This window comes from Morganella sp. BCCO 40_0007 (genome assembly GCF_032989665.1).
Classification (GTDB): Bacteria; Pseudomonadota; Gammaproteobacteria; order Enterobacterales; family Enterobacteriaceae; genus Morganella; species Morganella sibonii.
On the sequence record NZ_JAVBIN010000010.1, the window covers coordinates 165876 to 189768 of the forward strand.

The following is a 23893-nucleotide window of genomic DNA, read 5'->3' on the forward strand; positions in this document are numbered from 1 at the left end:
CACCCGAAGGCGTTTCTTGCTGGTCACGGGAAACATTGGCTTTGGCTGCTGTCACTGACAGCGGAATTACGCATCCTTAAAATATCTTGAATTAGGTTGCTAACAATTCGTATCAGTAATTGTATTTTGGCTTCAAACGGTTCAGGAGTAGATCGGGTAATTTAAATTTGAGGGGGAGGTATGAAAAATTTCAAAACAACTTATGAAGATAAGATGATCTGTTTTTCAGAGCAAGAAGTGATGTTATTATGCAGTCGTAATAATAATTTTGGATAACGTGGTGGTATTTTCATATTAAAGGACTTTTTTATGGCATATCCTGTTTATTTGGTTTTAAGAGGTAAGAATCAGGGGCTGATTTCTGCGGGATGTTCATCTGTTGATTCTATAGGAAATCGTCACCAAATTGGTCATGAGGACGAAATTCAGGTACTTAGCTTAACGAATGGTTCGTTCCGTACACAAAATGCCTCTTATCAGCCAATTACATTTACTAAACCGATAGATAAATCATCACCTTTACTTTCTGCTGCTCTGGATACTAATGAGATTTTAGAAGCTAAATTTATATTCTACAGAACGAGCCAGCATGGTCAGCTTGAAAGTTATTATGAGATTAAGCTCACCGAAGTGTCACTGACTGAAGTATCTGAAATATATCCGGATTCAATTAATAATAACGAATCAATGCCATATCAGCGTATCCAAATGAAATTTGTATCTATCTCGAGGAGTCATTTAAAGGGTAGTACATCCGGGTATAGTATTAACAGTGATATGATCAGGTAAATACACGCCTGCCTGTTTTTACAATGTTCATCTTTCGCTAGTGTACTTGATGAAACATATTAACTATCTGGTGAGAACAGCAATTATCATCAGATAGTTAATAGTAAAATATATAATTTATCGACACATATTTTTTGAGATAACATATTCATTTGGAGAAAATATAGATTTTTTATCACAGGTAAGATAACCTTTTGAGGTTAAACTTACGTTTATATAACCTGAGAAAAATAAACTAAAAACCATACCGGCTATCGCTATTCCCGCCAGGTATTTTGCGGTAGTTATTGTTTTTTTTGTTGGTTTTATATTGCGGGATAAAATAAATCCGAAATATGCGAAGTAAATAATCAGGGGAGAACCAAAGCCAAACATTCCGGTCAGGAATGAGAACTCTATCTTATCTTTCATCAAAAAATAATCCAGATAATGAGTTATTGATACGTATACGCCATAGCCAGCCAAAAGAAGTAAAAATACAGATGAAAAAAGTAATTTAACAGGAGCTGTTTTAACCACGACTATATCTCCCTAACAACGTAAAAAATTGATCCGGATGGTAAGGTGTTTCAGGTTTTGGCGGTCTGTGAGATTTTAATGCTTTAATGAGTGCTTCACTGATTCCGTATTCATCATCGAGTTTATAGAGAGCGTAGGCAATCAGTGCACCAACAACAAATACGCCAACCGCGACAGCGATAACACTGACCCCGGCTGCTAATGCCCCTGTTACAATACTTCCGGTTACTAAGGTGGTTACCTGAGTAGCAACAGCTAATTTTGCCATATCCATTGTGACATTAACAAAAAAATCAACCAGGGTATATTCTTCTTTGAATATCAATTCAACCACGCGGTAAGCTAATGAAAACACGATCGCAAACCGGGTTGCTCCCGCTGAGACTGCCCCCATTCCCTGAGTGCCTACGCCCATATATAAAATGCGGGGATTATCAGCCAAATACCGGGTTGCATTCAGATAGGCTCTTACACCAGGGTGTCCTGATAACCGAATATAAGTATTACCATTCGGTCCGGTATACTCAATTGCTGTTATATTGAAATTCCTGAACTCATTTATTATCCTTGTAACCCTGTGTGCCTCATACAGGTTTCCGGAATAATTTGAAATAAAATCACCAATACCAAATAAGGTATCTTCAGGAGATGTGAAAGGGGTTGGTGTTATTTGATTTTTTAAAACATACTCAGCTTCTTCAATAGTAATTACTGCCGCAACGTTATCATCATCTTCTGTCTCATCGAGTATTCTTTTGATTTGGCTGTAATTGATATATGCATTAGCTTTATCCCAATCAATTACATTCGTTTCGTAAATGTACCCCATTTCAACACCCTCTGAGATTAATTTAGGTTAGGGTAATAAAGTTTTCATTGATATGCAATTCTGAATACGTCGGTAATCTGAAAAAATGACTGAAAGACTATTTCTAACCCAATATTTTCAATGTAATCAATTGATTAGATATAGAGTTGTTTTTGTTTTTTAAACATCGACGAGATAATTATGTTATACATGAAATAAATAGATTAATGAATAGTAAGTACCCCCTATAGTCGTGTCAGTCACTGCAGCGGTAATATTATTTCTTCACACCTTAAACACCTGCTTACGATGCCAGCCGATGTATTGTTCTGCCGGCCATAAGGATTCATCATGCGGAAGATGTAATAACTGTCCGTTCCGCTGCCAGAACAGGTTGTCGACGACAGGGCTGCGGCTGACACCGGCGGAGATACGGATAGTCAGATTCTCATCTAATCCGAATGCGCCCATATCAAACGCATCGTGGTGAAGAGAGCATAACGCCAGGCCATTGTGTACCACACACGGACCGCCGTAGGCTTTCCAGTGAATATGCGCGGCTTCAATACCCACCAGCGCACCATCCAGGCGGAGGTCATAACCGCAGAAAGCGCATCGGGAGTGATAAGCCCGCAGTATGATGTCTCTGAAATGCGGGTCGCGGTTTTTTGTCCGGTCAACAAAATCCAGACCAAGTTGGTTGGCAAGTATCCTCTGAACACTTTCCGGAAAACGGTTTGTCAGAATCTGCTGGGCCAGCTTATCAATTAATTCCGGATGTTCACGTAATTGCCGGTAAGCGGCTTCATCAAAACCACCGGATACGTGATTATCGATCAACTCTTTTTTTGTCGGCTGCGTGTTACCTCTGCGGGGTTTGCAACCTTCTGCATCAGTAATTTCCCAGAAGCCATCTCCCCTGAGCCGCCAGAAGGGCATATTAGGATAATCAGTGCGTCGCTTGGGTCCAAACTCTCTCAGCAGGCGGGTCAGTGGTTCGTGGATTTCTCTGCCATAATTAAACAAACGAGGATGGCCCGCCTTATACTGAGAAAGTACATACAGCAGTAATAAGGGTTTATGGGGGGCGCATACGTCACCCTGGCGCCATACCGACACGTTGGCGATGGCGGATTGCAACGTTTCAAGAGATATCATAAGGGAATGAACCGGGTAACTAATTTATATAACTGCGATCATGCTCGTAAAACCGGTGAATTTCAATGGAGGGTGTCACGTTAATAAGAGGAAAAGACTGATGTTTTTGTCTGGTTACACATGCACAAACATCAAACTCACCGACATTATAAGCGATATGTAAGCAGCCATAAAAATATAGGGTGTGATTAACAGGAGTGATAACAGAAACAATATAATACGTAAAAGCCGGTCAGATGAGATGGATGAAAGCCAGAGGATGAACAGGGCGGCGATAAAAATCACTGTGATATCAATGTGTTTGTATACAGAAAAAATAGCATCGACCAATAGAGTTTCTCCCTGATGATTATTATCCCGTTATCATCCTTAACATACTCAAAAATTGAAATTTTTCAATATATTCAGCGAGTTTACTGTTGCGAAAATTATACTAATTTCAATAGAATATTGATTATATTTACCACATTGATATCTGCTGTAAACCAGACTTCCTCTGAAAACAAAAAAGACGAAGATCTCTCTTCGTCTTTTTACTTACAGCACCTCACAGATTAAAAACTGAAACGGTATCCGCCGTTAATCTGGTACTGATCAAACCGGTTGCCGGTTGCGCTGTCAGCCTCTGCATACAGGGTATGTTTTTTGCTGATATTGGCGCTGATGCCCAGTCCGTTGTTCCACCAGTTTCCTTTGAAGCTGTGTGCTTCGCGGGAGCCGTTCAGTTTATAGTCCGTGTTGCCCTGAAACTCTCTGACAAAACCGGTTTTCAGGTAAACGTTGATCTGGCTGTCACCGGTAGTGGTTTCATACCCAATCAGTGTACCGGCGCGTCCGATGGTGGAATCATAGCTGCCTAGGTCGATTTTCAGGCCGTTGCTGGCGTGAATGCCTGCTGAACCCTGATGGCTGTAAGTCAGCTGTGCCTGTGGTTCGATATAGAAACCATTACCGGTTTGGCTCAGGCTGAATTTCCGGCCTGCTTCCGCCGACACACTGACCCCCGTTGAGCTGCCGTCGCCGCTGACATTATTGTTCTGGCTGTCCGATACGCTGAATTTATTTTTCAGCCGGGAAACCTTGGCAATACCATCAACATAGAAACCGTTATCCGCCATATAAGTGGTGTAAAGCCCCAGATGGTATGAGCGGACAGTACCGTCCCCGCCGCTGTAATCCGGTGAGCCCTGCGTTAAACCCGCAAAGGTACCGATATACAGCGGTGTGTCCGGAGAGATACGTTTATCAAAGCCCAGTTGTGTACCGCCGTAAGTCATGTCAAATCCGCTCATTTTACCGCCGGCAAAGGAATTGAATTTACCGCCGAAGCCTCTCAGCCATGCATTATGTTCTCCGCCGTTCTGACGCAGGTCGCCCATACGCTGCATCAGTGTCTGGGTCTCTGCGTAGTTAATCAGATAGCCCACGTTCAGGAAATTACCGCCTGCATCCGCTGTGGTGGTGATAGGTGGTTTTGGTTTTTCCGGTTCCGGCTCTGGTTCAGGATCGGGGTCCGGGACTACCGGTGGCGGGACATAAGCACCTGATGAGTACAGTTCCCAGTTATTACCGTTCTTGCGCACGTCATACAGATAACCGCCTAACTCGACTTCAGACGTTGACGTAAAATTCGCTGCGCCGTCTGCGGTTTCCACAACGGTCAGAATCTCATTACCGGTTGTTGCCAGGCTGCCGCGGTTTAACACTGTTAATGAATAATCACCGGCACTGGTGCCGGTTACCACCAGTTTGTCACCGGCGTTGTTGACACCATCACCGTCACCGACAATATCGGTACGCAGTGTGAATGCGCCGTTGCCGCTGAGATTGGCGATACTCAGTGTTGAGTAACCGGTATCGGACAATCTGTGTGATAAGTCGACAGCGGTATTATTCAGTATCAGATTATCAAGGTTGGAATCATCCGTGACATTCCAGCGGCTGTTGTCCATAGTGACATTCAGCAGTCCGCCGTTGACGTTATCGCTGTAGGCACTCCCGGTCCACTGTGAGCCGGAGGCCATATCCATATTGATCAGTCCGCCCCGGGACTGAATACCGCCGTTGATCAGCATTTTGCCCGTTGCATTAATCCGGCTGGCGGCATAGCCGTCATTGTGCTGGGTGGCAATGGCTATCTGATCGGCAGTTGCCATATTGACCGTCAGGTCGCCGGTCAGATCAATCTGACTGTTGGTCATGGCATAGACACCACGCGTTCCGGCGGCACCTGTTACCGTGATGTTTTCACCGGTCATGACGCCACCGCCCAGTGCCCATAATCCCAGCGCCAGGCTTCCGTTACGATCAACGGTAATATCGGTGTTTTTCAGGTTGATTTTAGCACCGGAAAACTGTGCTGATGCACCGTAAGAGCCTCCGGAGAAAATGGTATTACGGTTATCCGCCGTACCGGTAAAGTTGATGGTCGTACCTGAGCCGTTGGTGACCAGACCACCGCCCAGTTCAGAATACATATGGCTGCCGGCACCGATATTGGCGGTTCCGCCGCGAACTTCCAGTGCGTTGGCATTACTTCCGCGGGCGATAATTGTCAGGGCATCTGCTTTGATGTCACCAAAGCTCCAGATACCGTGGGCGTTATCGCCGTTGGTCATAATTTTGCTGTCAGTACCCAGTTCAACAATCGAGTTTCTCTGGATATTCATGCCGTATGCACTTGAACCCTGTGCATCGATAGTCAGGTTGGTGGCAGTAAAATAGGCGGGGCCATTGGATGCTGTGCCGTTCAGGCCGTCGATACGGATACCATAGCTTCCGCTGCCGTTGGTTTTAATCGTACTGCCGCTGCCCAGATTAACTTTACTGCCGTAGTCTGCGATGGACAGGCCTGTGCCGCTGTTACCTTTGGTTTCAATAGAGAGGCGATCGGCAGTCAGAACAGAGGCATTACTGACAACCACGCCGCTTGCCATACCATTACCTGTTCCTTCTACTTTTACGCTGCTGCCGGTTCCCAGATTGGCCTCTGCTTTTTTACCGGACAGATCAACACCGATAGCACTTTTACCGGTTACATTCACGGATAAGCCATTGGCATTTAATACGCTGCTGTTTCCCTGAATAACCACGCCTTTGGCGTATTTGTCCGTATCTGTCACATCCACAGTCACGTTATTGCCGAGATTGATGGTTCCCGATGCATTGTTATAGGAGTTCAGGACACCGTAGGGATTTCCGGATGCATCCCCGGTATCACCGGTGATCCGGTCACCATCGTTAACCGTAATATTGGTGCCGCTCTGACTGCCGATATCCGCAGCCTGCGCTGTCTGTAAACAGACCGCCGTACTCAGGCTGAGAAGCCCGGCGGCGGCTAACCAGCCCCGCAGTGAGAGTGCGGTATATCCGGAGTGAGGGGATCGCTGATATCCCCTGATAAACAGATTAATATTCATAACATTCCTTTTCATAATTTTTATTTTCCAAAAGCACATAAAAATTATGTAAATAAGATATTTTTATTATCATTATTATTGATGTGAGGCAGGAAGCAGGATGTATCTTCCTGATGCATCACAACAATAATTAACGGACTAATTGGCTGGTATTTACCAGTCCCCGGTGGTGTATTTGCTGAAAAAATCATGTTCCGTATCAGATATACGGGTAAAAAATTCAGCGGGTGTTATATTAAATACAGCAAGTATATTAATGAGTGTTGATACCGATATTTCACTCGTGGCATTTTCATAGCGGGAGATCTGTTGCTGGCTGATTCCCAGTTCCGCGCCGAGATCAACGCCGCTCATTCTTTTTTCTTTACGTAACTTTCGGATCAGTGCGCCTACATCATGCAGTAATATCTGATTATTTTTCATAATAGATTCCACTCACCGGGCCATAACAGGATTCAGGTGTGATGTGTTTACTTATATGACAGCGATGCTGATTCAGCAGGGAGCAATATTAATTAACGCAAAAACAAAAATCGCAATATCCTGTAATAAATTATTACAAATACGGATGTAATAATATTAATTGCAGTTACCCGTCTGCTGCGTATAAATAATTACCATCTGGTAATGAAATATACAAGACATGTGAAAACATAAAAAATTGTTATTAACGATCGATACCCCACTTATGATAGATAAAAACTATCATCAATTGATTATTGATCGGTTTTAGCGATCTTTTACATATTGGCTGAGTAAGTAAACACCCCTGATTTATGTTTTTTATTTTGAATTTTTTGTATTTAATTTAATGGGTTACTTTTGTTTTGGGGATTTATCGTGAAACGAGAAGGAGACAAAACCACGGTTCGGGTTTTCCGGATCGCGCTCGTAAAAGTGTGACACTTTTCACACAAATGCTTACACTTTTCTTTCCGGATTAGGCAGATCATTTATCTGATGTTTACCGTGTTACGTGTTTTTTCTGGCGTTATTGGCTTTTTATATAGTGACCGGCGACATTCTTCACTATGACGGAGCGGAATCCGGCTTCTTATGCTTTTCAGGGCCCAGGATCTGTATTTTATGCTGTATTTATTCCCCGGGAAATTTTGTTTTCACCGGCAGGTAAATAATAATTAAATGCGGATTTTATTGTGTTTTTTGACTGGTTTTAAATGCGTATTTTTGAAGGAAATAATGTAGTGGTAATGTGATGGCAGTAAGTATTGCAATACATATTTTTAACGGGTTTTTATCTTTACTGATATTTTTATTTAATTAACGGGGATGCAGAATATCTATCACGGTTACATCCGGAAAGGATATTTATCTGTATATTTACTTTTTTGTCAGCCAGCGGTTACGGGTATTTTCCGTTTGTGGTAATACATCTTTCTGACTTTGTTTTTCTGCCGGAGAAGTATTATGTGTATTTTCCGGTAATGGCGTCAGTGTGGCTGTAACATAAGTGACCCAGCCGACTCTGGCGCTGGTTATCTGATAACCGGTACCGGATTTTTCAGCCTGACGGGCTATTTTGGCTTCTGCGTCAGATAATGTATCCCCCCAGGCGGTAACCGTTTGTGCAAAGCCGGAAGCGGAAATAAAAAGCAACACCGGGAATGCGATTATTTTCAGGGTATTCATTATCATTATTTCCTCTGCCGGATTGTTATCAGAATTATATTACTGAAGAAACTGTACTGCGGATAAACGGTAAAAGAAAGTGCAGAAATGGCGGATACTGAGTTTTAGTATCCGCCGTATAACGGGGTATTGCTGTGATTATTCTGAGAAGGCAACGGCAAATGCCGGATTTAACGTCAGGCTGTCTAAATACCTTTTCATCACCGGAGAAATAGTAATTAAGTCATGTTTGGCCAGGAACATCAGGAAATAGCCGGTATAAACGTCAACGGCGGTCATGGTATTACCGCATAAATACGGAGCGGCATCAGCCAGGCCGGTTTCCAGGCAGGCCATTACGCGGTCAAAGGAGCCGAACCCTGACATTTTCTGTTCTTCTTCTGTCAGTATCTGTCCCATCTCTTTGGCGGTGAAGGCTGCTTCAACCGGACCGGCGGTGAACAGGAACCAGCGGTAATAGGTGCCACGCTCCGGAGCATCAATCGCCGGTGCAAAGCCTTTTTCGATAAATTTATCGGCAAGATACATGCAGATAGCGGCTGTTTCAGTAATAACACGGTCGCCGTCGGTTAATGCGGGGACTTTGCCCATCGGGTTGATAGCCAGATAGTCCGGGGTATGCATATCGGCACCATAATCGAGTTCCACGCGCTGATACGGCACATCCAGAATTTTCAGAAATAAATCAACGGTATTCCCGCGTGACATTGCATTGGTATAAAGTGTCAGTCCGCTCATGATGTTCTCCTGTTTAGTGTGTTGAGCATCATCATAAGCGGGGGGAGTGTCAGAATCTGTCAGGAGGGATGCAGAGGACTTCTTTGCGCCAGCGGTCGAGCAGGTATTTTTTCGGGTATGGCAGTTTGTCGGTTAAAACTTCACAGGATTTGATCCGATCGAGCCGGAAATGCCGGTAACTTTGCCGTAATTCACACCAGGCGGCGAGAACCTGAACCTCTTTCATATAGCCGATGGCAACCGGCCAGATAACCCGGTGGCTGGTCTGCTCCTCTTTATCCTGATAATGCAGCTTAATTTTCAGCTCTTCCCGCAGACTGCGGCGTAAGTCCCCGGCAATATTATTATCAACCTGCGTCAGTTGTGAGGCGGGAACAAATAATGTGCTGTCGCTGAATACAGCGCGGGATTCATTTTTTACCACAGCATTAATTTTATTTGCCGCGCGGGCAGCGGAGGCTTTCAGTTCATCATCCGCGTTACTCTGTACCCAGCGCAAACCCAGAATTAAGGCTTCCAGTTCATTGACATCAAATATCATCGGCGGCAGCAGTAATCCGGATTTCATCTGATAACCGAGACCGGCTTCTCCGGTAATTTCTGCTCCCTGGCAGCGCAGGGTTTCAATATCCCGGTAAACGGAACGCACACTGATGTGTAATTGCGAAGCGAGAGAATCCGCCGTGACCGGATAGCGGTTCTCTTTCAGGATCTGTAATAAGGTGAGTAAGCGTTGGGTGCGTGTCATAAGGTATCAGCCTGGCGCGATGGTTAATCCGGAGTCCGTAATACTGCCTGAAATGGCACTGCTCATCAGCCAGGTTTTTATTAATGTCAGCAGCATCGGGTCAGACAATTTTGTTTTTCCGGTCAGTGCACATTCCCAGATAATTAATGTCCGTAACCCCATGCGGTGCAGCTCTGCGATATATTTCTCATCGCGGATTTTATTCTCTGATAATTTTTTTTGCCAGAATGTGGTCCGGGTGGCGGGGAGACGGAATTTTTTACAATCGTGCATATGCCAGAAACAGCCGTGAATAAAAATCGCCGTCCGCCATTTTGCCATCCATATATCGGGTTTGCCCGGCAGGTCTGCCGGATATAACCGGAAACGGAAGCCGTTATGATGTAACAGCTTTCTGACATGATGTTCCGGTTTGGTGTCCCGGTTGCGGATGGCGCGCATATTCCGGGAGCGGGTTTCTTGGTCATGTACATCCATCGGATTTTCTGCCGCTGATTTCAGGAATAAGCCAAGAGTACCTTATTTAGCCGGGAAAATATGCGGCACACCACCGGAAGATTATTTTTCCGGCGGTAATGCACCGGCCTGTACTAATGCAGCCGTGAGTTTTTCAGCGATAGCCTCCACGACAGTCATACAGACGGAGTTGCCGAACTGTTTATAGATCTGTCCCTGAGAAACCGCATCAGTAATATAATTTTCCGGAAATCCCTGCAAACCGGCACATTCACGCGGGGTGAGTTTGCGCGGGTTTTTACCCTCCCGCGACTGGTCAATCAGGATCTCCGAGCCGTCTTTATAATAGCGGGCGCTCAGGGTATTGGTATATTCGCTGTTTTTATCAAACAGGCAATATCCGAAGCCGTTACCTCTGGCTTTATGTTCTCTTTTGCGTTTCTGATGGCCGGCCCATAATTTATCGGAGATAGTAAAACGATCTTTTTTATAGCGCACCGCATCTTCTGCCAGTGCTTTTTTGCTCTGAAGAATATCCCCGAGGCGGGTGGGCTGATAAGTGGGTTCCGGCCAGGAAAATAAGGTATCAAAATCCGCATCCGGAAACTGGTCACGATCAAAGCCGATAATAAAAATACGTTCACGGTTCTGCGGAATACCAAAATCGGCGGCACGCAGTACACGGAAATCAACCCAGTAGTTCAGTTTTTGCGATAGTGCGCTGCGGGTCTCTTCACTCAGCGGAATATTATCCGGCACGGTCTGTTCATACTGTCCGCGCAGAATATCGAGGATAGTCTGTAACGTCCGGCCGCCGTCGTGGCCGCGCAGCTGTTTGACGTTTTCCAGCAGAAATGCTTTTGGCCGTTTCTCCGTCATGATGCGCTGAACTTCAAAGAACATGGTGCCGCGGGTATCGTTGAACCCCTGACGTGACCCGGCCTGTGAAAATGCCTGGCACGGGAAACCCCCGAGAAGAATATCGTGATCCGGAATATCTCTGGCTGCGATCCGGGTGATATCGCCGTCAGGCATCTCCCCGAAATTGGCAAAATAGGTGCGCTGGGCGAATTTATCCCACTCAGAGGTGAACACACAACGGCCGCCCTGTTTCTGAAACGGCAGGCGAATTCCGCCGATACCGGCGAAAAGATCGATAAACGTGAATCTGCAATGATCAGCAGGTGACTGCCGGAAAGGGGCGTCCTCTGGGTGTTTTTTCAAAATCATCTCCGGTTCGGTAAACAGCCGCCGGGCAGTGCGCCGGTTTTATCCCGGCACTATATCACTGCCCGGGGCTCCGGGAAACCGTGGCAGCGGCAGTATTTTTCTGTTTCATACCCTATGCTGTTTTTGCATAACAGGCAGTGACTATCACCGGTAGGATGATTTTGCAGCATAATTAATAACCATACAGCCACAATAACAATAATGAGGTGATCATGAATCACAAATCCGATGTACTGAAGATAGACGGAAAGACCTTACTGAATCATTTACAGGAACTGGGGAATACCGGGGCAGACCCGGTAAAAGGCGGGCGGACGCGGACGGCGCTGACTGATGCGGAAAAGCAGGGGCGTGACCTGGTGGTCGGCTGGATGAAAGCCCTGGATCTGGTGATCCGCATCGATCAGATCGGGAATATTTTCGGCACGCTGCCGTCTGTTTCCGGAAACAGTGATACTGCGCCACTGATGATAGGGTCGCATATCGATACGGTGATTAACGCCGGGGCGCTGGATGGCTGCTACGGGGTACTCAGCGGGCTGGCGGTTGTCCGCGCCTTCCGGGAAGCCGGCGTGCTGCCGTCCCGTCCGATTACCGTGGCAGCGTTCACCAACGAAGAGGGTGTGCGTTTTCATCCTGATATGATGGGCTCGCTGGTGTATGCGGGAGGTTATCCGCTGGAGGAGGCTCTGAATGCGATAGCCACTGACGGGGCTGTATTGCGCGATGAACTGGAACGCGCCGGTTATGCGGGAAGTATGGTGCCGGGCAGTATCGTGCCGCATGAATATCTGGAACTGCATATTGAGCAGGGGCCGGTACTGGAAGCGGAAGGATTACAGATCGGTGTGGTGGAGAGTTTACAGGGTATCTCGTGGCAGGAAATCACTATCACCGGCACGGCAAACCACGCCGGTACCACACCGACACGGCTGCGCCATGATGCCGGATATGCAGCGGCGAAACTGATCGCCTTTCTGCGTGAGGGGATTTCACAGAAAAATGGTGCCACATTAACCACGGTGGGGACGATTGCCTTTGAACCAAATGCGATTAACGTGATCCCGGGGTCGGCAAGGTTCACCATTGATATGCGTGATCCTGATGAGGAACGCCTGCAATGGGCGGAAGAGCAGATCCGCAGTTATCTGGCGGTATTATCAGAGCAGGAGGGGGTGACTGTTTCTTCTCATCAGCTGGCACGTTTTCAGCCGGTGGTATTTGATAAAACGCTGGTCAGCTGTGTGGAAACAGCCGCAAAATCCGCCGGAACCGCATATCGTCGTATGCCGTCCGGAGCGGGACATGATGCTCAGATGATTGCGCGGATAGCCCCGGCGGCGATGATTTTTGTGCCGAGTAAAAACGGTATCAGTCATAACCCGGCTGAATATACCGAAGATGCGGATCTGATCCGCGGTGCGCAGGTGCTGCTGGATACAGTGGTGCTGAGACTGGCAGAGCCGGTATAAGTTATCCCGGAAAAACGGCGGTATCCGGCCGGATACCGCCGGTAAATTATTTTACGGCCGCCGGTGCGGGCTGTTTTCCCCGGCTGACCAGCAGCCAGACCGCCACACAGACAATCAGTGCGCCGAGGAAGAAATTCGGGCTGAGTGTCTCATCAAGCACAAGATAACCCCACAAAATACCGAACGGCGGGATCATAAAGGTCACTGTCAGTGAACGCATCGGGCCGATATCGGCAATCAGGCGGAAATAGAGAATATACGCCACTGCCGTACAGAGCAGCCCCACTGCAATCACACTGCCCCAGACCAGCGGCTGCGCCCAGTTAACCGCCGGGCCGGTCGTGACACTGAAACCGAAAAACGGCAGCAGAAAAAGGGTGGCACCGAGCTGACTGCCGAACGCGACCAGCCGGGCGTCCAGGCCGCCTTTTTCACTGATCCAGCGCCGTGTCAGAAATCCTGCCAGCCCGTAACAGGCGGTGGCAATCAGACAGGCGGTCACGCCCCATAACAGATGGGCGGAAGACTGACTTTCCCCGACCGTGGTGATCACCACAATACCGGCCAGTCCCATCATCACACCCAGCCATTTGCGGGCGGTCAGGGTTTCGGCAAAGAAAGCAAAACCGATAAGAGCGCCCATCAGCGGGGTGGTGGCGTTGAGAATGGCAGAGTAACCGGCCGGGAGCCACTGTGCGGCGAGGCAGTACATAAAAAAGGGAATGCCGGAGTTAATCACGCCCAGCAATAATGCCGGTTTTAATTTCCCGTCAAACCGGAAAGTGCGGCGCATGACAAGGAGGATCACCAGAAGTCCCGCACAGCCGAAAAAGACACGCAGAAAGGCGGTGTTAACCGCGCCGAACTGCGGGGATGCCACCCGCATAAAAAGAAAGCTGGCACCCCATATGGCCGCCAGCAGGGTAAGCCGCAGATAATCCGCAGGTCGCATGGGATTCCTTATCTGAAAATCAGTGAGTTAAGAGAGTGATATCAGGTTCCTGTTGTCAGACAGGATGCGTTTCAACTATATCACAGTGAATAGTCACGCACTGAAAATCAGATATTAAAAAACAAGCAGAGAATATTTCTGCTTGTGATAATCATTATCAGTCAATATTATCAGCGGCGTGATATTGAACTTCTTATTCTTACAGGAAAGATAACATGCGTATCCGCTCTCTTTGTCTTCTGACGCCCTGCCTGACCCTTTTAATTACGCCGGAAGTCCTCGCCGCAACCACCACTGATTCCGGTGAACCCATTGTGGTCTCTGCTTCACGCAGCTACCGGACAGTCGCTGAAATGGCCCAGACCACCTGGGTAATTGATAACGCGGATATCGCGCAGCAGGCGGAGGGCGGTAAAGAGCTGAAAGATATCCTGGCACAGCTGATCCCGGGGATGAGTGTCAGCGGTCAGGGCCGGACAAACTACGGCATGAATATGCGCGGGCGTTCAATGATTGTGATGGTGGATGGTGTGCGCCTGAATTCATCACGCAGTGACAGCCGTCAGCTGGATTCTATTGACCCGTTCAATATCAACCATATCGAAGTAATTTCCGGGGCGACCTCTCTGTACGGTGGCGGCAGCAGCGGTGGTCTGATTAATATCGTGACTAAAAAAGGTCAGGCGGAAAAACAGGTCGAGGTTCAAATCGGCGGTAAAAGCGGGTTCCGCAACGGTTCGGATCATGATGAAAACGTAGCAGCGGCGGTCAGCGGCGGTAATGATCAGGCTTACGGGCGTTTATCCGTGGCTTATCAGCGTTACGGCGGCTGGTATGACGGCAAAGGCCGCGAAGTACTGATCGACAACACCCAGACCGGACTTCAGTATTCTGACCGGCTGGATGTGATGGGCTCCGGAACACTGACGATTGATGATCACCAGTCGCTGGAACTGATGGCGCAATATTACAACAGTGAATCTGACGGTAAACACGGGATCGACCTCGGCAAAGATTTTGCGGCCGTCTTAGGGAAAGGCACGGCGCATAACAGTGATAAGCTGGATTCTGACCGTATTCCGGGCACCAAACGCCATATGGTCAATCTGCAATACAGCAACAGTGATCTGCTGGGACAGGATCTGGTGGCTCAGGCGTACTACCGCGATGAAACTCAGACTTTCTATCCGTTCCCGGCGCTGGGCGGTAAAAAGCCGGATTATGTCGTCAGCAGTATCAGCGCATCAGAGCAGAAAACCGATTTCTACGGCGGTAAAGTCACTTTTAACAGCAAGCCGCTGGATAACCTGACACTAACGTACGGTGCGGATGCCGAGCATGAAAAATTCAGTGCCAACCAGAAGTTCTTTAATCTGCAGAAAGCGAAGGAAAGCAACGGACTGACGCTGGATTCCGCCTATAACACCGGACGTTATCCGGGTTACACCACCACCACGATGGCGGCGTTTCTGCAAAGCAGTTACGACATCAATCCGCTGGTGACCCTGAGCGGCGGTGTGCGTTATCAGTACACGAAAAATAAAGTGGATGATTTCACCGGGTATCAGCAGCAACAGCTGATTGCGGAAGGCAAAGCTACTTCAGCGGATGCGGTACCGGGCGGGGAAACGGATTACAACAACCTGTTATTTAATGCCGGGGTGCTGCTCAATCTGACTGACACACAGCAGACCTGGTTTAATTTCTCCCAGGGCTTTGAAATTCCTGATATCGCCAAATTCTACGGCACCGGCACTTACGGTTCGCCGGTCAATGGTCATTATCCGCTGCTCAACAGTGTGAATATCAATGATACGCGGGTAAAAGGTATCAAAGTCAACTCCTTCGAGCTGGGCTGGCGTTACACCGGGGACAGCCTGCAAACCCAGCTGGCGGCGTACTATTCACTGTCTGACAGCAGCTACGACATCAATAAGAAAGATATGACCATCTTCCTGAAAGATGACAAACGCCGGATCTACGGCGTGGAAGGGGCGGCGGATTACGCGATCGCAGATACTGACTGGCGTGTCGGCACCAATTTCAACCTGATCAAATCCGAGACCAAAGCGGGCGATCAGTGGGAAAAATGGAGTGTGAAGTTTGCCAGTCCGTCCAAGGTCACCGCGTATGTGGCCTGGGAGCCGTCAGACTGGACACTGCGTCTGCAAAGCCAGCAATCCTTCAGCCTGACCGATGCGGACGGGGAGAAACTGGACGGATATAACACCGTCGATTTCCTCGGCAGCTATCAGTTACCGGTGGGTAAAGTCAGCTTTGCGGTCGAAAACCTGCTGGATAAAGATTACACCACCGTGTGGGGACAGCGCGCACCTATCCTGTACAGCCCGGCGTACGGTGCACCGGACTTATACAGCTATAAAGGTCGCGGGCGGACATTCGCACTGAATTATCTGGTGACATTCTGAGGCCCGTTTTATGCGTATATTTCTATTGATGATGACACTGCTGCTGAGCACTGGAGTCCGTGCTCAGACGCAGATTATCACTGATTTGCAGGGGCGGTCCGTGGCGGTGAACACGCCGGTTAAGCGGCTGTTTCTTGCGGATGCCCGCGATATTCTGGCGGTGGATATTGCCGCCGGTAAAACACATTTTGCGTCTCTCAGCGGGTGGAGTGATACCCTGACGCATTATGCACCGGATCTGAAAGCGGCGTATCTGGACGCTGCGCCGGAACTGGCGCGGTTACCGGTTCTGCCGAAAAGCAAGGACGGCACATTTACAACAGAAAATCTGCTGACGTTGGCGCCGGATGCGGTGCTGATGCACAAATCGTCCTACGGGCTGATGAAAAGCTCGAATCTGCTGCCGCAACTGGAAGCGGCGGGTATTCCGGTGATTTTTATCGATTTCCGTAGTGAAATGACAGAAAACACGCCGAAAAGTATTCAGATTATCGGCGCGCTGTTTGAAACCGAAGGACGGGCAGCGGAGTTCTCGGAATATTACCGGACTAAGCTGGCCGCGCTGCGTCAGCGCCTGCCGGAACAAAAGCCATCCGTGCTGATTGAAAGCAGTGCGGGGATATTCGGCAATGCCTGCTGTCGCCTGTACGGTCGTACGGGATTCGGGGAACTGACGGATATTGCGGGTGGTAATAATCTGGTGCGTGACACAATACCGGCAAACGGTGCGGAGAGCAGTATCGAAACGATTCTGGATCTGAATCCGCAATTTTATGTCCTGACCGGTGCGGACTGGAGACAGTACAGCCGCCGCTCTGAAGCGGTGACACTCGGATACGGTATTCCGCCGGAACCGGCAAAGAAAGAGATGACCGCGCTGATGAACCGGCAGGGATTATCTTCACTGGAGGCAGTAAAATCCGGGCGTGTGATGGCGGTTTACCATAATTTCTATAACAGCCCGCTGAATATTTTTGCTGCCGAAGCACTGGCTGCATTTTTCCATCCGCAGGCATTCCGTGACCTGAATCCGCAGGCAGAAATGATGTCATTCCATCAGCGGTTTACCGCGATCAGTGGTGCAGGAACGTTCTGGGTGACGATGCAGTAATTATCTGTCAGTCAGAAAAAACAGCGCAGAAGCCCGGCACAAAATAACGTTGCCGGGCTTCTGTTTTTTTATCGCCGGTTAAAAATAAATCAATTTCGCCCTTCAGTTTGATCCGCCCCGCAAAGTGACGATTCAATACCCCCAAAAGTGTGATGAACATCTTATTTTTATCAGGGAAACTATGACTCAGGCCACATATTCAGCCCGGTAAATCAAAACAGAGATATTTCCGGTAAAAAGTAATTACATGAATTAACAGGATTATTTTTTGCTTTACACGATAAAGCGTTATTTCAGGCAAACGAGATCGTCCTCACATTCTTAAAACCGGAATGTGATCTTTGTCGCTATTTATTTAGCGGTAAATAGGCCATCTTTAAAATAAGAAAAAATCACATCAGGAGTTCGGTTTTGGATATTCATTTTGAGAGCGGGCTGTTATCCCTGAATCAGAATTTTACGTCTCCGGAAGAGGGCATCCGGTATGCCGGTGAGTTACTGCAAAAGTCAGGCGCCTGTACCCCTGATTATATTGAGGAAATGATCCGCGTATATCATGAGTTCGGTCCGGTGATTGTGCTGGATACCGGGGTGGCGATGCCGCATGCAAGACCGGAGAAAGGCGCACTGAAAACCGCGTTTTCGGTGGTGGTGACCGGGACACCGCTGGTGTTTCATCATGAGGAGTTTGATCCGGTCAATGTCATTATTGCTATCAGCGCGACAGATTCAGATACCCATATTCATCTGATTCAGACCGTGGCTGATCTGATTGAGAACAATATTACTGAGTTTGTAAAAGATAATAACAAAGAACAGATATTGCAATTTATCCGGACGTCGATAGAGAGGACAGCATGATTAAAATAAGAACTGTGTGCGGCAATGGTATCGGCAGCTCATTAATGGCCGCCAATAATGTGAAAAAAATTTGTGAGGAGATGGGCATAAAAGCCGATGTGGCGTCGGTGGATTTTGCGAATGCCGTCGGTGAGAGAGCGGATCTGTATGTCACGATTAAAGAACTGGCATCACAATTTCCGCCGCAGTGTGAAGTGGCCGTGATCCGCAGTTATGTGCATAAAGCCAAAATTGCGGAAGATATTAAAGATGCTTTACTGAAACTGAGTCAATCCTGATAGTTCATTCTTGTTACAGGAATTAAATTATGGCTTATATTCTCTCATTCCTGACTGAGATATTCAGTCAGCCTGCCTTTCTTATGGGGATTATCTCCCTGGTGGGGTTGCTGGCATTACGGTCACCGGTCAATAAATTATTAACTGGGACATTAAAACCGATCCTCGGTTATTTAATGCTGAGTGCAGGTGCCGGTGTTATTGTGGCAAACCTGAATCCGCTCGGCGGTATTATTGAAGCCGGTTTTAATATCCGGGGTGTTATTCCGAATAACGAAGCAATTGTTTCTGTTGCCCAGAAATTACTGGGTGTGGAAACCATGAGTATTTTATTACTCGGCTTTATTTTCAACCTGGCGATTGCCCGCTTCACTAAATATAAATATATCTTTTTAACCGGTCACCACTCTTTCTTTTTAGCCTGCTTATTCTCGGCGGTATTACAGGCCGCGAATTTCAAAGGCTGGGAAATGGTGATTATCGGCGGTTTCCTGCTGGGGTCCTGGTCCGCTATTTCACCGGCGATCGGACAGCGTTATACCAAACGTGTAACGGAAGACGGCGGTATTGCCATGGGGCACTTTGGTTCCCTCGGCTATTATCTGTCAGCCTGGATTGCATCAAAAACCGGTAAAGCGGAAAACTCATTTGCGGATACTGAAATTTCAGAAAAATGGGGCTTCCTGCGCGATACCACGGTAACTACCGGTATTGTGATGGTGGTGATTTATCTGGTGTGCAGCATCGTTGCCGGTTCCGCTTATATCAGCACTATCACAGAGCAGAACATGGTGATTTTCTCCATCCTGACCGGTTTGCAGTTTGCGGTGGGTGTGGCGATTGTCTACAGCGGTGTGCGTTTAATCCTGGGCGACCTCGTACCTGCGTTCCAGGGTATCAGCCAGAAACTGATCCCGAACTCTATTCCGGCAGTTGACTGTGCGGTCTTCTTTACCTTCAGCCCGACAGCGGTGGTCATCGGCTTTATCAGCTCCTTTATCGGCGGCCTTGTCGGTATGCTGATGCTGGGTGGTCTGGGCATGGCGCTGATTATCCCGGGTATGGTGCCGCACTTCTTCTGCGGCGGTACATCCGGTGTCTTTGCGGACAAACTGGGCGGCAAAAAAGGCTGTATTATCGCCTCCTTTATCGGCGGTATTTTCCTGGCCTTCTTACCGGCAATGCTGTTACCGGCGCTGGGCAACCTGGGCTTCGAGAACAGTACCTTTGCAGACTTTGACTTCGCGGTATGGGGCATTGTTATCGGGGAAGCCTTTACCCACTTCGGTCAGATTGCGATTTACCTGATTTGTTTTGTTCTGGTTCTGGCATTACTGGCGCCGTTTGCCTTTAAATCAGTCAAAGTGGTGGGTGATACCCTGAGCTATGACGAGTTAATGGAAAAAGATCGCGCACATAAGTAAACATGATACTGACGAAAGGCTTTAAGGAGTTGTTATGGCAGTAATTTCTGTCGGTTTATCCTGCTTCGACCAGTTCTTCTTCCTTAACCGCTGGCCGGAGGAGAACAGCAAAAATTTCTCCGGCGATTTTATTGAAAGCGGCGGCGGACCCTGTGCCAATGCAGCATGGTTACTGGGATTGTGGGGGGAGGATATTTATTTTACCGGACACCTTAACCACGATATCTATGGTCAGAAAATTATTGATGAGTTTCATGATGTGGGTGTGAATACCGATTACGTCATTTTTAACGATGAAATGATCACACCGCTGGCATCTGTATTAGTGAATCAGTTAAATGGTTCCCGGACAATTATTACGCGCAAACTGGTCTCGCCGCCGCGTATGACATTCGAAGAGAAACTGAAAATTGATGAGCTGATTACCCGCCTGACACAGGAGGATAAAGGGGAAGTCATCACGGTATTAATTGATGGTCATGAACCGGAGCTGAGTGAATATATTCTGACCCGTCTGCCGGATGCCCGCGTCGTGATGGACGCGGGGTCACTGCGGGAAAGCAATTTAAATCTGGCAAAATATACCGATTATCTGGTCGCCAGTGAAAACTTTGCCCGTGACCTGATTGAGATTGATAAATTCACCACCGATATTCAGCTAAAAACAGCATTAACGGAACTGAATAAATTGGCCCGGGGTGAGGCATTTATTACGCTGGGTGAGAAAGGCTGCGCGTATCTGCAAAACGGAATGCTGACAATATCACCGGCATTTATTTGTAATGCGATTGATACCACCGGTGCCGGTGATATATTCCACGGCGCATTTACGTACGGAGTTCATTATAACTGGCATATCGAAAATATTATTTTATTCGCCAGTCTGTCAGCAGCGATCTCAATTGAGAAAAAAGGGGTGCGCGAATCAATGCCGGATTTGGCGGATGTCCATAATGCGGTGAATAAATACGAAAGAAACCTGAAGCACTATTTTGATTAATTCTGGTTTTTGATTAAATTCTGGTTTCTATTAAATTCTGATTTTTAATTAAATTTCAGTTATACGCCAACAAGGGGAAATCCGATGTTAGTTTCGATGGAGAATATGCTCAATCGTGCCTTTGCACGCCAGTACGCCGTCGGTCAGTTTAATATTAATAACCTGGAGTGGACAGGAACAGTATTAAAAGTTGCACAGCAACTGCGTTCCCCGGTTATTTTAGGTGTCTCCGGCGGGACCATAAAACATATGCTCGGGCTGAAATGTATTCACGATATTGTGGTGAATGCGATGGAGTTTCTGGAAATAGATGTGCCGGTGGCACTGCATCTGGATCACGGCCAGTCTTATGAAGCCTGTGAAGCGGCAATTAAAGCCGGTTTCAGCTCGGTGATGTTCGACGGTTCACATATGCCGTTTGCTGAGAATCTGGCCATTACCAAACGTCTGGTGACATATGCTCACCGCCGTGGTGTGTCTGTGGAAGCCGAACTGGGTACGATTGCAGGCAGTGAGGACGGCATTGTTAATTCTCACGTGATTTATGCGGACCCGGCAGAATGTCAGAAGCTGGTGGAAGAAACCGGTGTGGATTGTCTGGCAGCGGCGCTCGGTTCGACACACGGTTTGTATAAGGGCAAAGCGAAGCTCGGTTTTGCGGAAATGCAGCATATCGCGCAACTGGTGAAAGTGCCGCTGGTGCTGCACGGCGGTACCGGTATTTCAGATGAGGATATGAAGAAAGCCATTTCACTCGGTACGGCAAAAATCAACGTCAATACGGAAAATATGTATGCGTGGTGTTTGTCAGTGAAAGAGCAGTTTGAGCAGCAGGGCGCACATGATATTAACGACCCGCGCAAAGTGATTATGAAAGGATTACAGCCGGTTGCAGAGCGTGTGGAAGAGCGGATGCGTCTGTTCGGTTCTGCCGGGCAGTCTCTCTGAACAGTCAGATCCTGTGGTGGTGGCCGCCTTTCAGGCGGTCACCGGGGATTGGGTCAGGTAATCTTTGGCGTTAGTAATAATGGCTTCTGAAATCCGCTGTAATGTGCCTGATTCCGGCTGGTAACGGTGCCAGTAAAGCTGTTTTTGCTGTACCAGTTCCGGCACCAGGTTAATCATCCGTCCGGATTCAAGCTCATGTTTAATCTGATGTTCCGCAATCATACAGCAGGCAGAGTTTTGCAGTACCAGCTGAATATAGGCCTCTGATGACGGCACGATATGGCTGTTCAGGCTTCCCGGCGTTAACCGGAAATACTCCTGCAAAAAGATATGGTGCATATCTGAGGAATGGTTAAAGGACACCACCGGTGCCCGCAGCAGGGCTTCTTTAGTCACCCCGTTACTGAAATATTTTTCCGCAAAAGCCGGGCTGGATACAAAGATATAATCCATCGCGCCCAGATAATCACAGGTTCCGCCGACAGCCGGCAGCGGCTGCATACTGATAGCTCCGACGGCTTCCCCTTTAAGCAGATAGTCGAGTGTCCGGCTCTCATCATCCACTTTAATATCCAGGCGAATGGCGCGGTCATCCAGGATTGGTTTGATAGCAGATAAAAACCAGGTTGCCAGGGAGTCAGCGTTGATGGAAATCGGGATGGTAACCACATGATTGCCGCTTTCATTATCAAAGGCGTCATGCTCAATTAAATCAACATGATAAAGAAGACCCAGCAGTTTCTGGCCGAGTTCAGTCGGCTTTGGCGGCACGGTGCGTGTCAGCAGCAGGGAGCCGACCTGATTTTCCAGCTGTTTTACCCGCTGGGAAACTGCCGATTGTGTAATAAAGAGTTTCGCTGAGGCTTTTTCGAATCCCTGTTCTTTGATAATAAGATCGAGCAATCTCAGTGATTTGTAATCGACATTCTTCATGGCGGCCCTGCGGTGATGGCGAAAAGTACGGCTATTCTACACGAAAAGGGCAGCAGGAGGAAAAGCGCCGGTACGGGAATACCGGCGCGTAAGCGGAGGTCAGTCGATGGTCATAATAATGGATATATTGCCGTAGAATGAACCGGGCTCTACCGGACCGGTCGTTTCAAGCGTGCTTTTCAGCAGAGCTGTGTTCGGATAGCCCTCCCGGACATAGATAGCTGAGCCGCCGCTGCGGGCATCAAGCAGATAGTCATTCAGTGTCAGCCGGGTATACAGGTTATTTTTCAGTTTCAGCCGGGCACTTGAGTCAGTCACGGAATAAATCCGGACAACCGTATCTTTACTGCACTTCATTGTCAGATACTCAGATGCCTGGTGACCATTAATGGCATCTTCCGGCACTTTCTGATGGTTTAAAACCGCACCCGGGCGATCGAGGTCAAAACTGCATATTCCGCCGGGAGGCGGGGACACACCACAAATAGCACCGGGATACATATCACCGTTGCCGCCATTGGGCGTTGATGTCAGAAAAAGGGTGACACACTCATTACGGATTGCGGTTCCGACATGGTTGGTTGTACCGCTGTAAGGTAATCCGCCGAAGCAGTTATCGTAAATATACCTGTAAACCTCAAAGCCATCGCTCAGTGTATTTAAATCCATATTACGGCAGCGCTGGTTAAATGTTTCATCATTACGGCCCGCAATTCCGCCCTTGTCGCCGTTGACATGGCGGTGGTTAATATTGGCATAGCATTTGCCGGACAGACCGGCGACTTTGCACGGGTGGGCACTGCCGCGCAGAGGCGGGGTCCAGGCTGAAATAGTGTAGTAATAATCGATATTCGTCGGTTTTCCTTCTGAGCGGGTAATATAACTGTAAAGGTCTGCACGGACGGGCAGCGAGAAAAATATGAGTGCAGTCAGCACACTGATATAACGGATAATCGTTGTCATACCGGCC

The 23893-nt window shown here is 47.9% G+C and carries 22 protein-coding genes; 9 read left to right on the top strand and 13 right to left on the bottom strand.

Annotation, left to right across the window (positions count from 1 at the left end; all coding sequences use genetic code 11):
• The first annotated feature begins 309 nt into the window (after nt 1-309).
• On the top strand, nt 310-789 hold the full coding sequence (locus R5268_RS13605) for an Hcp family type VI secretion system effector (protein ID WP_273746349.1): 480 nt from the start codon (nt 310-312) through the stop codon (nt 787-789).
• Nucleotides 790-906: 117 nt separating this feature from the next.
• Here the strand turns inward: R5268_RS13605 and R5268_RS13610 are convergent, their stop codons facing one another.
• From R5268_RS13610 to R5268_RS13655, 10 genes are all read right to left on the bottom strand, one after another.
• Nucleotides 907-1308, bottom strand: a complete 402-nt coding sequence (locus R5268_RS13610; RefSeq protein WP_317419492.1) for a DUF1240 domain-containing protein — start codon at nt 1306-1308, stop codon at nt 907-909.
• Nucleotides 1301-2137, bottom strand: a complete 837-nt coding sequence (locus tag R5268_RS13615; RefSeq protein ID WP_314045897.1) for a hypothetical protein — start codon at nt 2135-2137, stop codon at nt 1301-1303. The genes R5268_RS13610 and R5268_RS13615 overlap by 8 nt, the downstream gene beginning before the upstream one ends.
• Before the next feature lie 264 nt (nt 2138-2401).
• Entirely contained in the window at nt 2402-3274 is an 873-nt protein-coding gene (locus R5268_RS13620; protein WP_317419490.1) for a phosphorothioated DNA-binding restriction endonuclease, read from the bottom strand.
• A 554-nt stretch (nt 3275-3828) separates the two neighbouring features.
• Nucleotides 3829-6693 (bottom strand): autotransporter outer membrane beta-barrel domain-containing protein, encoded by a 2865-nt coding sequence (locus tag R5268_RS13625; protein ID WP_317419489.1) that lies wholly within the window; start codon nt 6691-6693, stop codon nt 3829-3831.
• A gap of 153 nt (nt 6694-6846) precedes the next feature.
• Nucleotides 6847-7116, bottom strand: a complete 270-nt coding sequence (locus R5268_RS13630) for a helix-turn-helix domain-containing protein (protein ID WP_182105988.1) — start codon at nt 7114-7116, stop codon at nt 6847-6849.
• A 918-nt stretch (nt 7117-8034) separates the two neighbouring features.
• Entirely contained in the window at nt 8035-8343 is a 309-nt protein-coding gene (locus R5268_RS13635) for a DUF1471 domain-containing protein (protein ID WP_317419488.1), read from the bottom strand.
• 138 nt (nt 8344-8481) lie between these two features.
• Nucleotides 8482-9081, bottom strand: coding sequence for a glutathione S-transferase family protein (locus tag R5268_RS13640; RefSeq protein WP_317419487.1), 600 nt, complete (start codon nt 9079-9081; stop codon nt 8482-8484).
• Between the two features lie 49 nt (nt 9082-9130).
• Complete coding sequence (locus R5268_RS13645; protein WP_107680599.1) at nt 9131-9829, bottom strand: helix-turn-helix transcriptional regulator; 699 nt, start codon at nt 9827-9829, stop codon at nt 9131-9133.
• Nucleotides 9830-9835: 6 nt separating this feature from the next.
• Complete coding sequence (locus R5268_RS13650) at nt 9836-10306, bottom strand: DNA mismatch endonuclease Vsr (protein ID WP_317419485.1); 471 nt, start codon at nt 10304-10306, stop codon at nt 9836-9838.
• 81 nt (nt 10307-10387) lie between these two features.
• Complete coding sequence (locus tag R5268_RS13655) at nt 10388-11509, bottom strand: DNA cytosine methyltransferase (protein WP_107680601.1); 1122 nt, start codon at nt 11507-11509, stop codon at nt 10388-10390.
• A 218-nt stretch (nt 11510-11727) separates the two neighbouring features.
• Here R5268_RS13655 and R5268_RS13660 point away from each other — a divergent pair, with 218 nt between their 5' ends.
• On the top strand, nt 11728-12987 hold the full coding sequence (locus tag R5268_RS13660) for a Zn-dependent hydrolase (RefSeq protein WP_317419484.1): 1260 nt from the start codon (nt 11728-11730) through the stop codon (nt 12985-12987).
• 46 nt (nt 12988-13033) lie between these two features.
• Here the strand turns inward: R5268_RS13660 and R5268_RS13665 are convergent, their stop codons facing one another.
• A complete protein-coding gene (locus R5268_RS13665; RefSeq protein ID WP_218454703.1) occupies nt 13034-13939 on the bottom strand; it encodes a DMT family transporter in 906 nt (301 codons plus the stop codon).
• A gap of 215 nt (nt 13940-14154) precedes the next feature.
• Here R5268_RS13665 and R5268_RS13670 point away from each other — a divergent pair, with 215 nt between their 5' ends.
• From R5268_RS13670 to fba, 7 genes are all read left to right on the top strand, one after another.
• Nucleotides 14155-16368 carry a TonB-dependent siderophore receptor gene (locus tag R5268_RS13670; protein WP_107680603.1) on the top strand — a complete coding sequence of 738 codons (2214 nt, stop codon included), beginning with the start codon at nt 14155-14157 and terminating at the stop codon, nt 16366-16368.
• Nucleotides 16369-16378: 10 nt separating this feature from the next.
• A complete protein-coding gene (locus R5268_RS13675; protein ID WP_247719124.1) occupies nt 16379-17479 on the top strand; it encodes an ABC transporter substrate-binding protein in 1101 nt (366 codons plus the stop codon).
• 411 nt (nt 17480-17890) lie between these two features.
• Nucleotides 17891-18340 carry a PTS sugar transporter subunit IIA gene (locus R5268_RS13680; protein ID WP_046894326.1) on the top strand — a complete coding sequence of 150 codons (450 nt, stop codon included), beginning with the start codon at nt 17891-17893 and terminating at the stop codon, nt 18338-18340.
• Nucleotides 18337-18618 carry a PTS sugar transporter subunit IIB gene (locus R5268_RS13685; protein ID WP_046894327.1) on the top strand — a complete coding sequence of 94 codons (282 nt, stop codon included), beginning with the start codon at nt 18337-18339 and terminating at the stop codon, nt 18616-18618. The genes R5268_RS13680 and R5268_RS13685 overlap by 4 nt, the downstream gene beginning before the upstream one ends.
• 29 nt (nt 18619-18647) lie before the next feature.
• Nucleotides 18648-20042, top strand: a complete 1395-nt coding sequence (locus tag R5268_RS13690) for a PTS ascorbate transporter subunit IIC (RefSeq protein ID WP_046894328.1) — start codon at nt 18648-18650, stop codon at nt 20040-20042.
• Between the two features lie 34 nt (nt 20043-20076).
• Nucleotides 20077-21042, top strand: coding sequence for a carbohydrate kinase family protein (locus tag R5268_RS13695; protein ID WP_182106005.1), 966 nt, complete (start codon nt 20077-20079; stop codon nt 21040-21042).
• A gap of 84 nt (nt 21043-21126) precedes the next feature.
• Complete coding sequence (fba, locus tag R5268_RS13700) at nt 21127-21990, top strand: class II fructose-1,6-bisphosphate aldolase (RefSeq protein ID WP_004241136.1); 864 nt, start codon at nt 21127-21129, stop codon at nt 21988-21990.
• Between the two features lie 30 nt (nt 21991-22020).
• Here the strand turns inward: fba and R5268_RS13705 are convergent, their stop codons facing one another.
• Nucleotides 22021-22923 (bottom strand): LysR family transcriptional regulator ArgP, encoded by a 903-nt coding sequence (locus R5268_RS13705; RefSeq protein WP_046894329.1) that lies wholly within the window; start codon nt 22921-22923, stop codon nt 22021-22023.
• A 99-nt stretch (nt 22924-23022) separates the two neighbouring features.
• Nucleotides 23023-23886 (bottom strand): MrfJ, encoded by an 864-nt coding sequence (locus tag R5268_RS13710; protein WP_107680606.1) that lies wholly within the window; start codon nt 23884-23886, stop codon nt 23023-23025.
• Nucleotides 23887-23893: the final 7 nt, after the last annotated feature.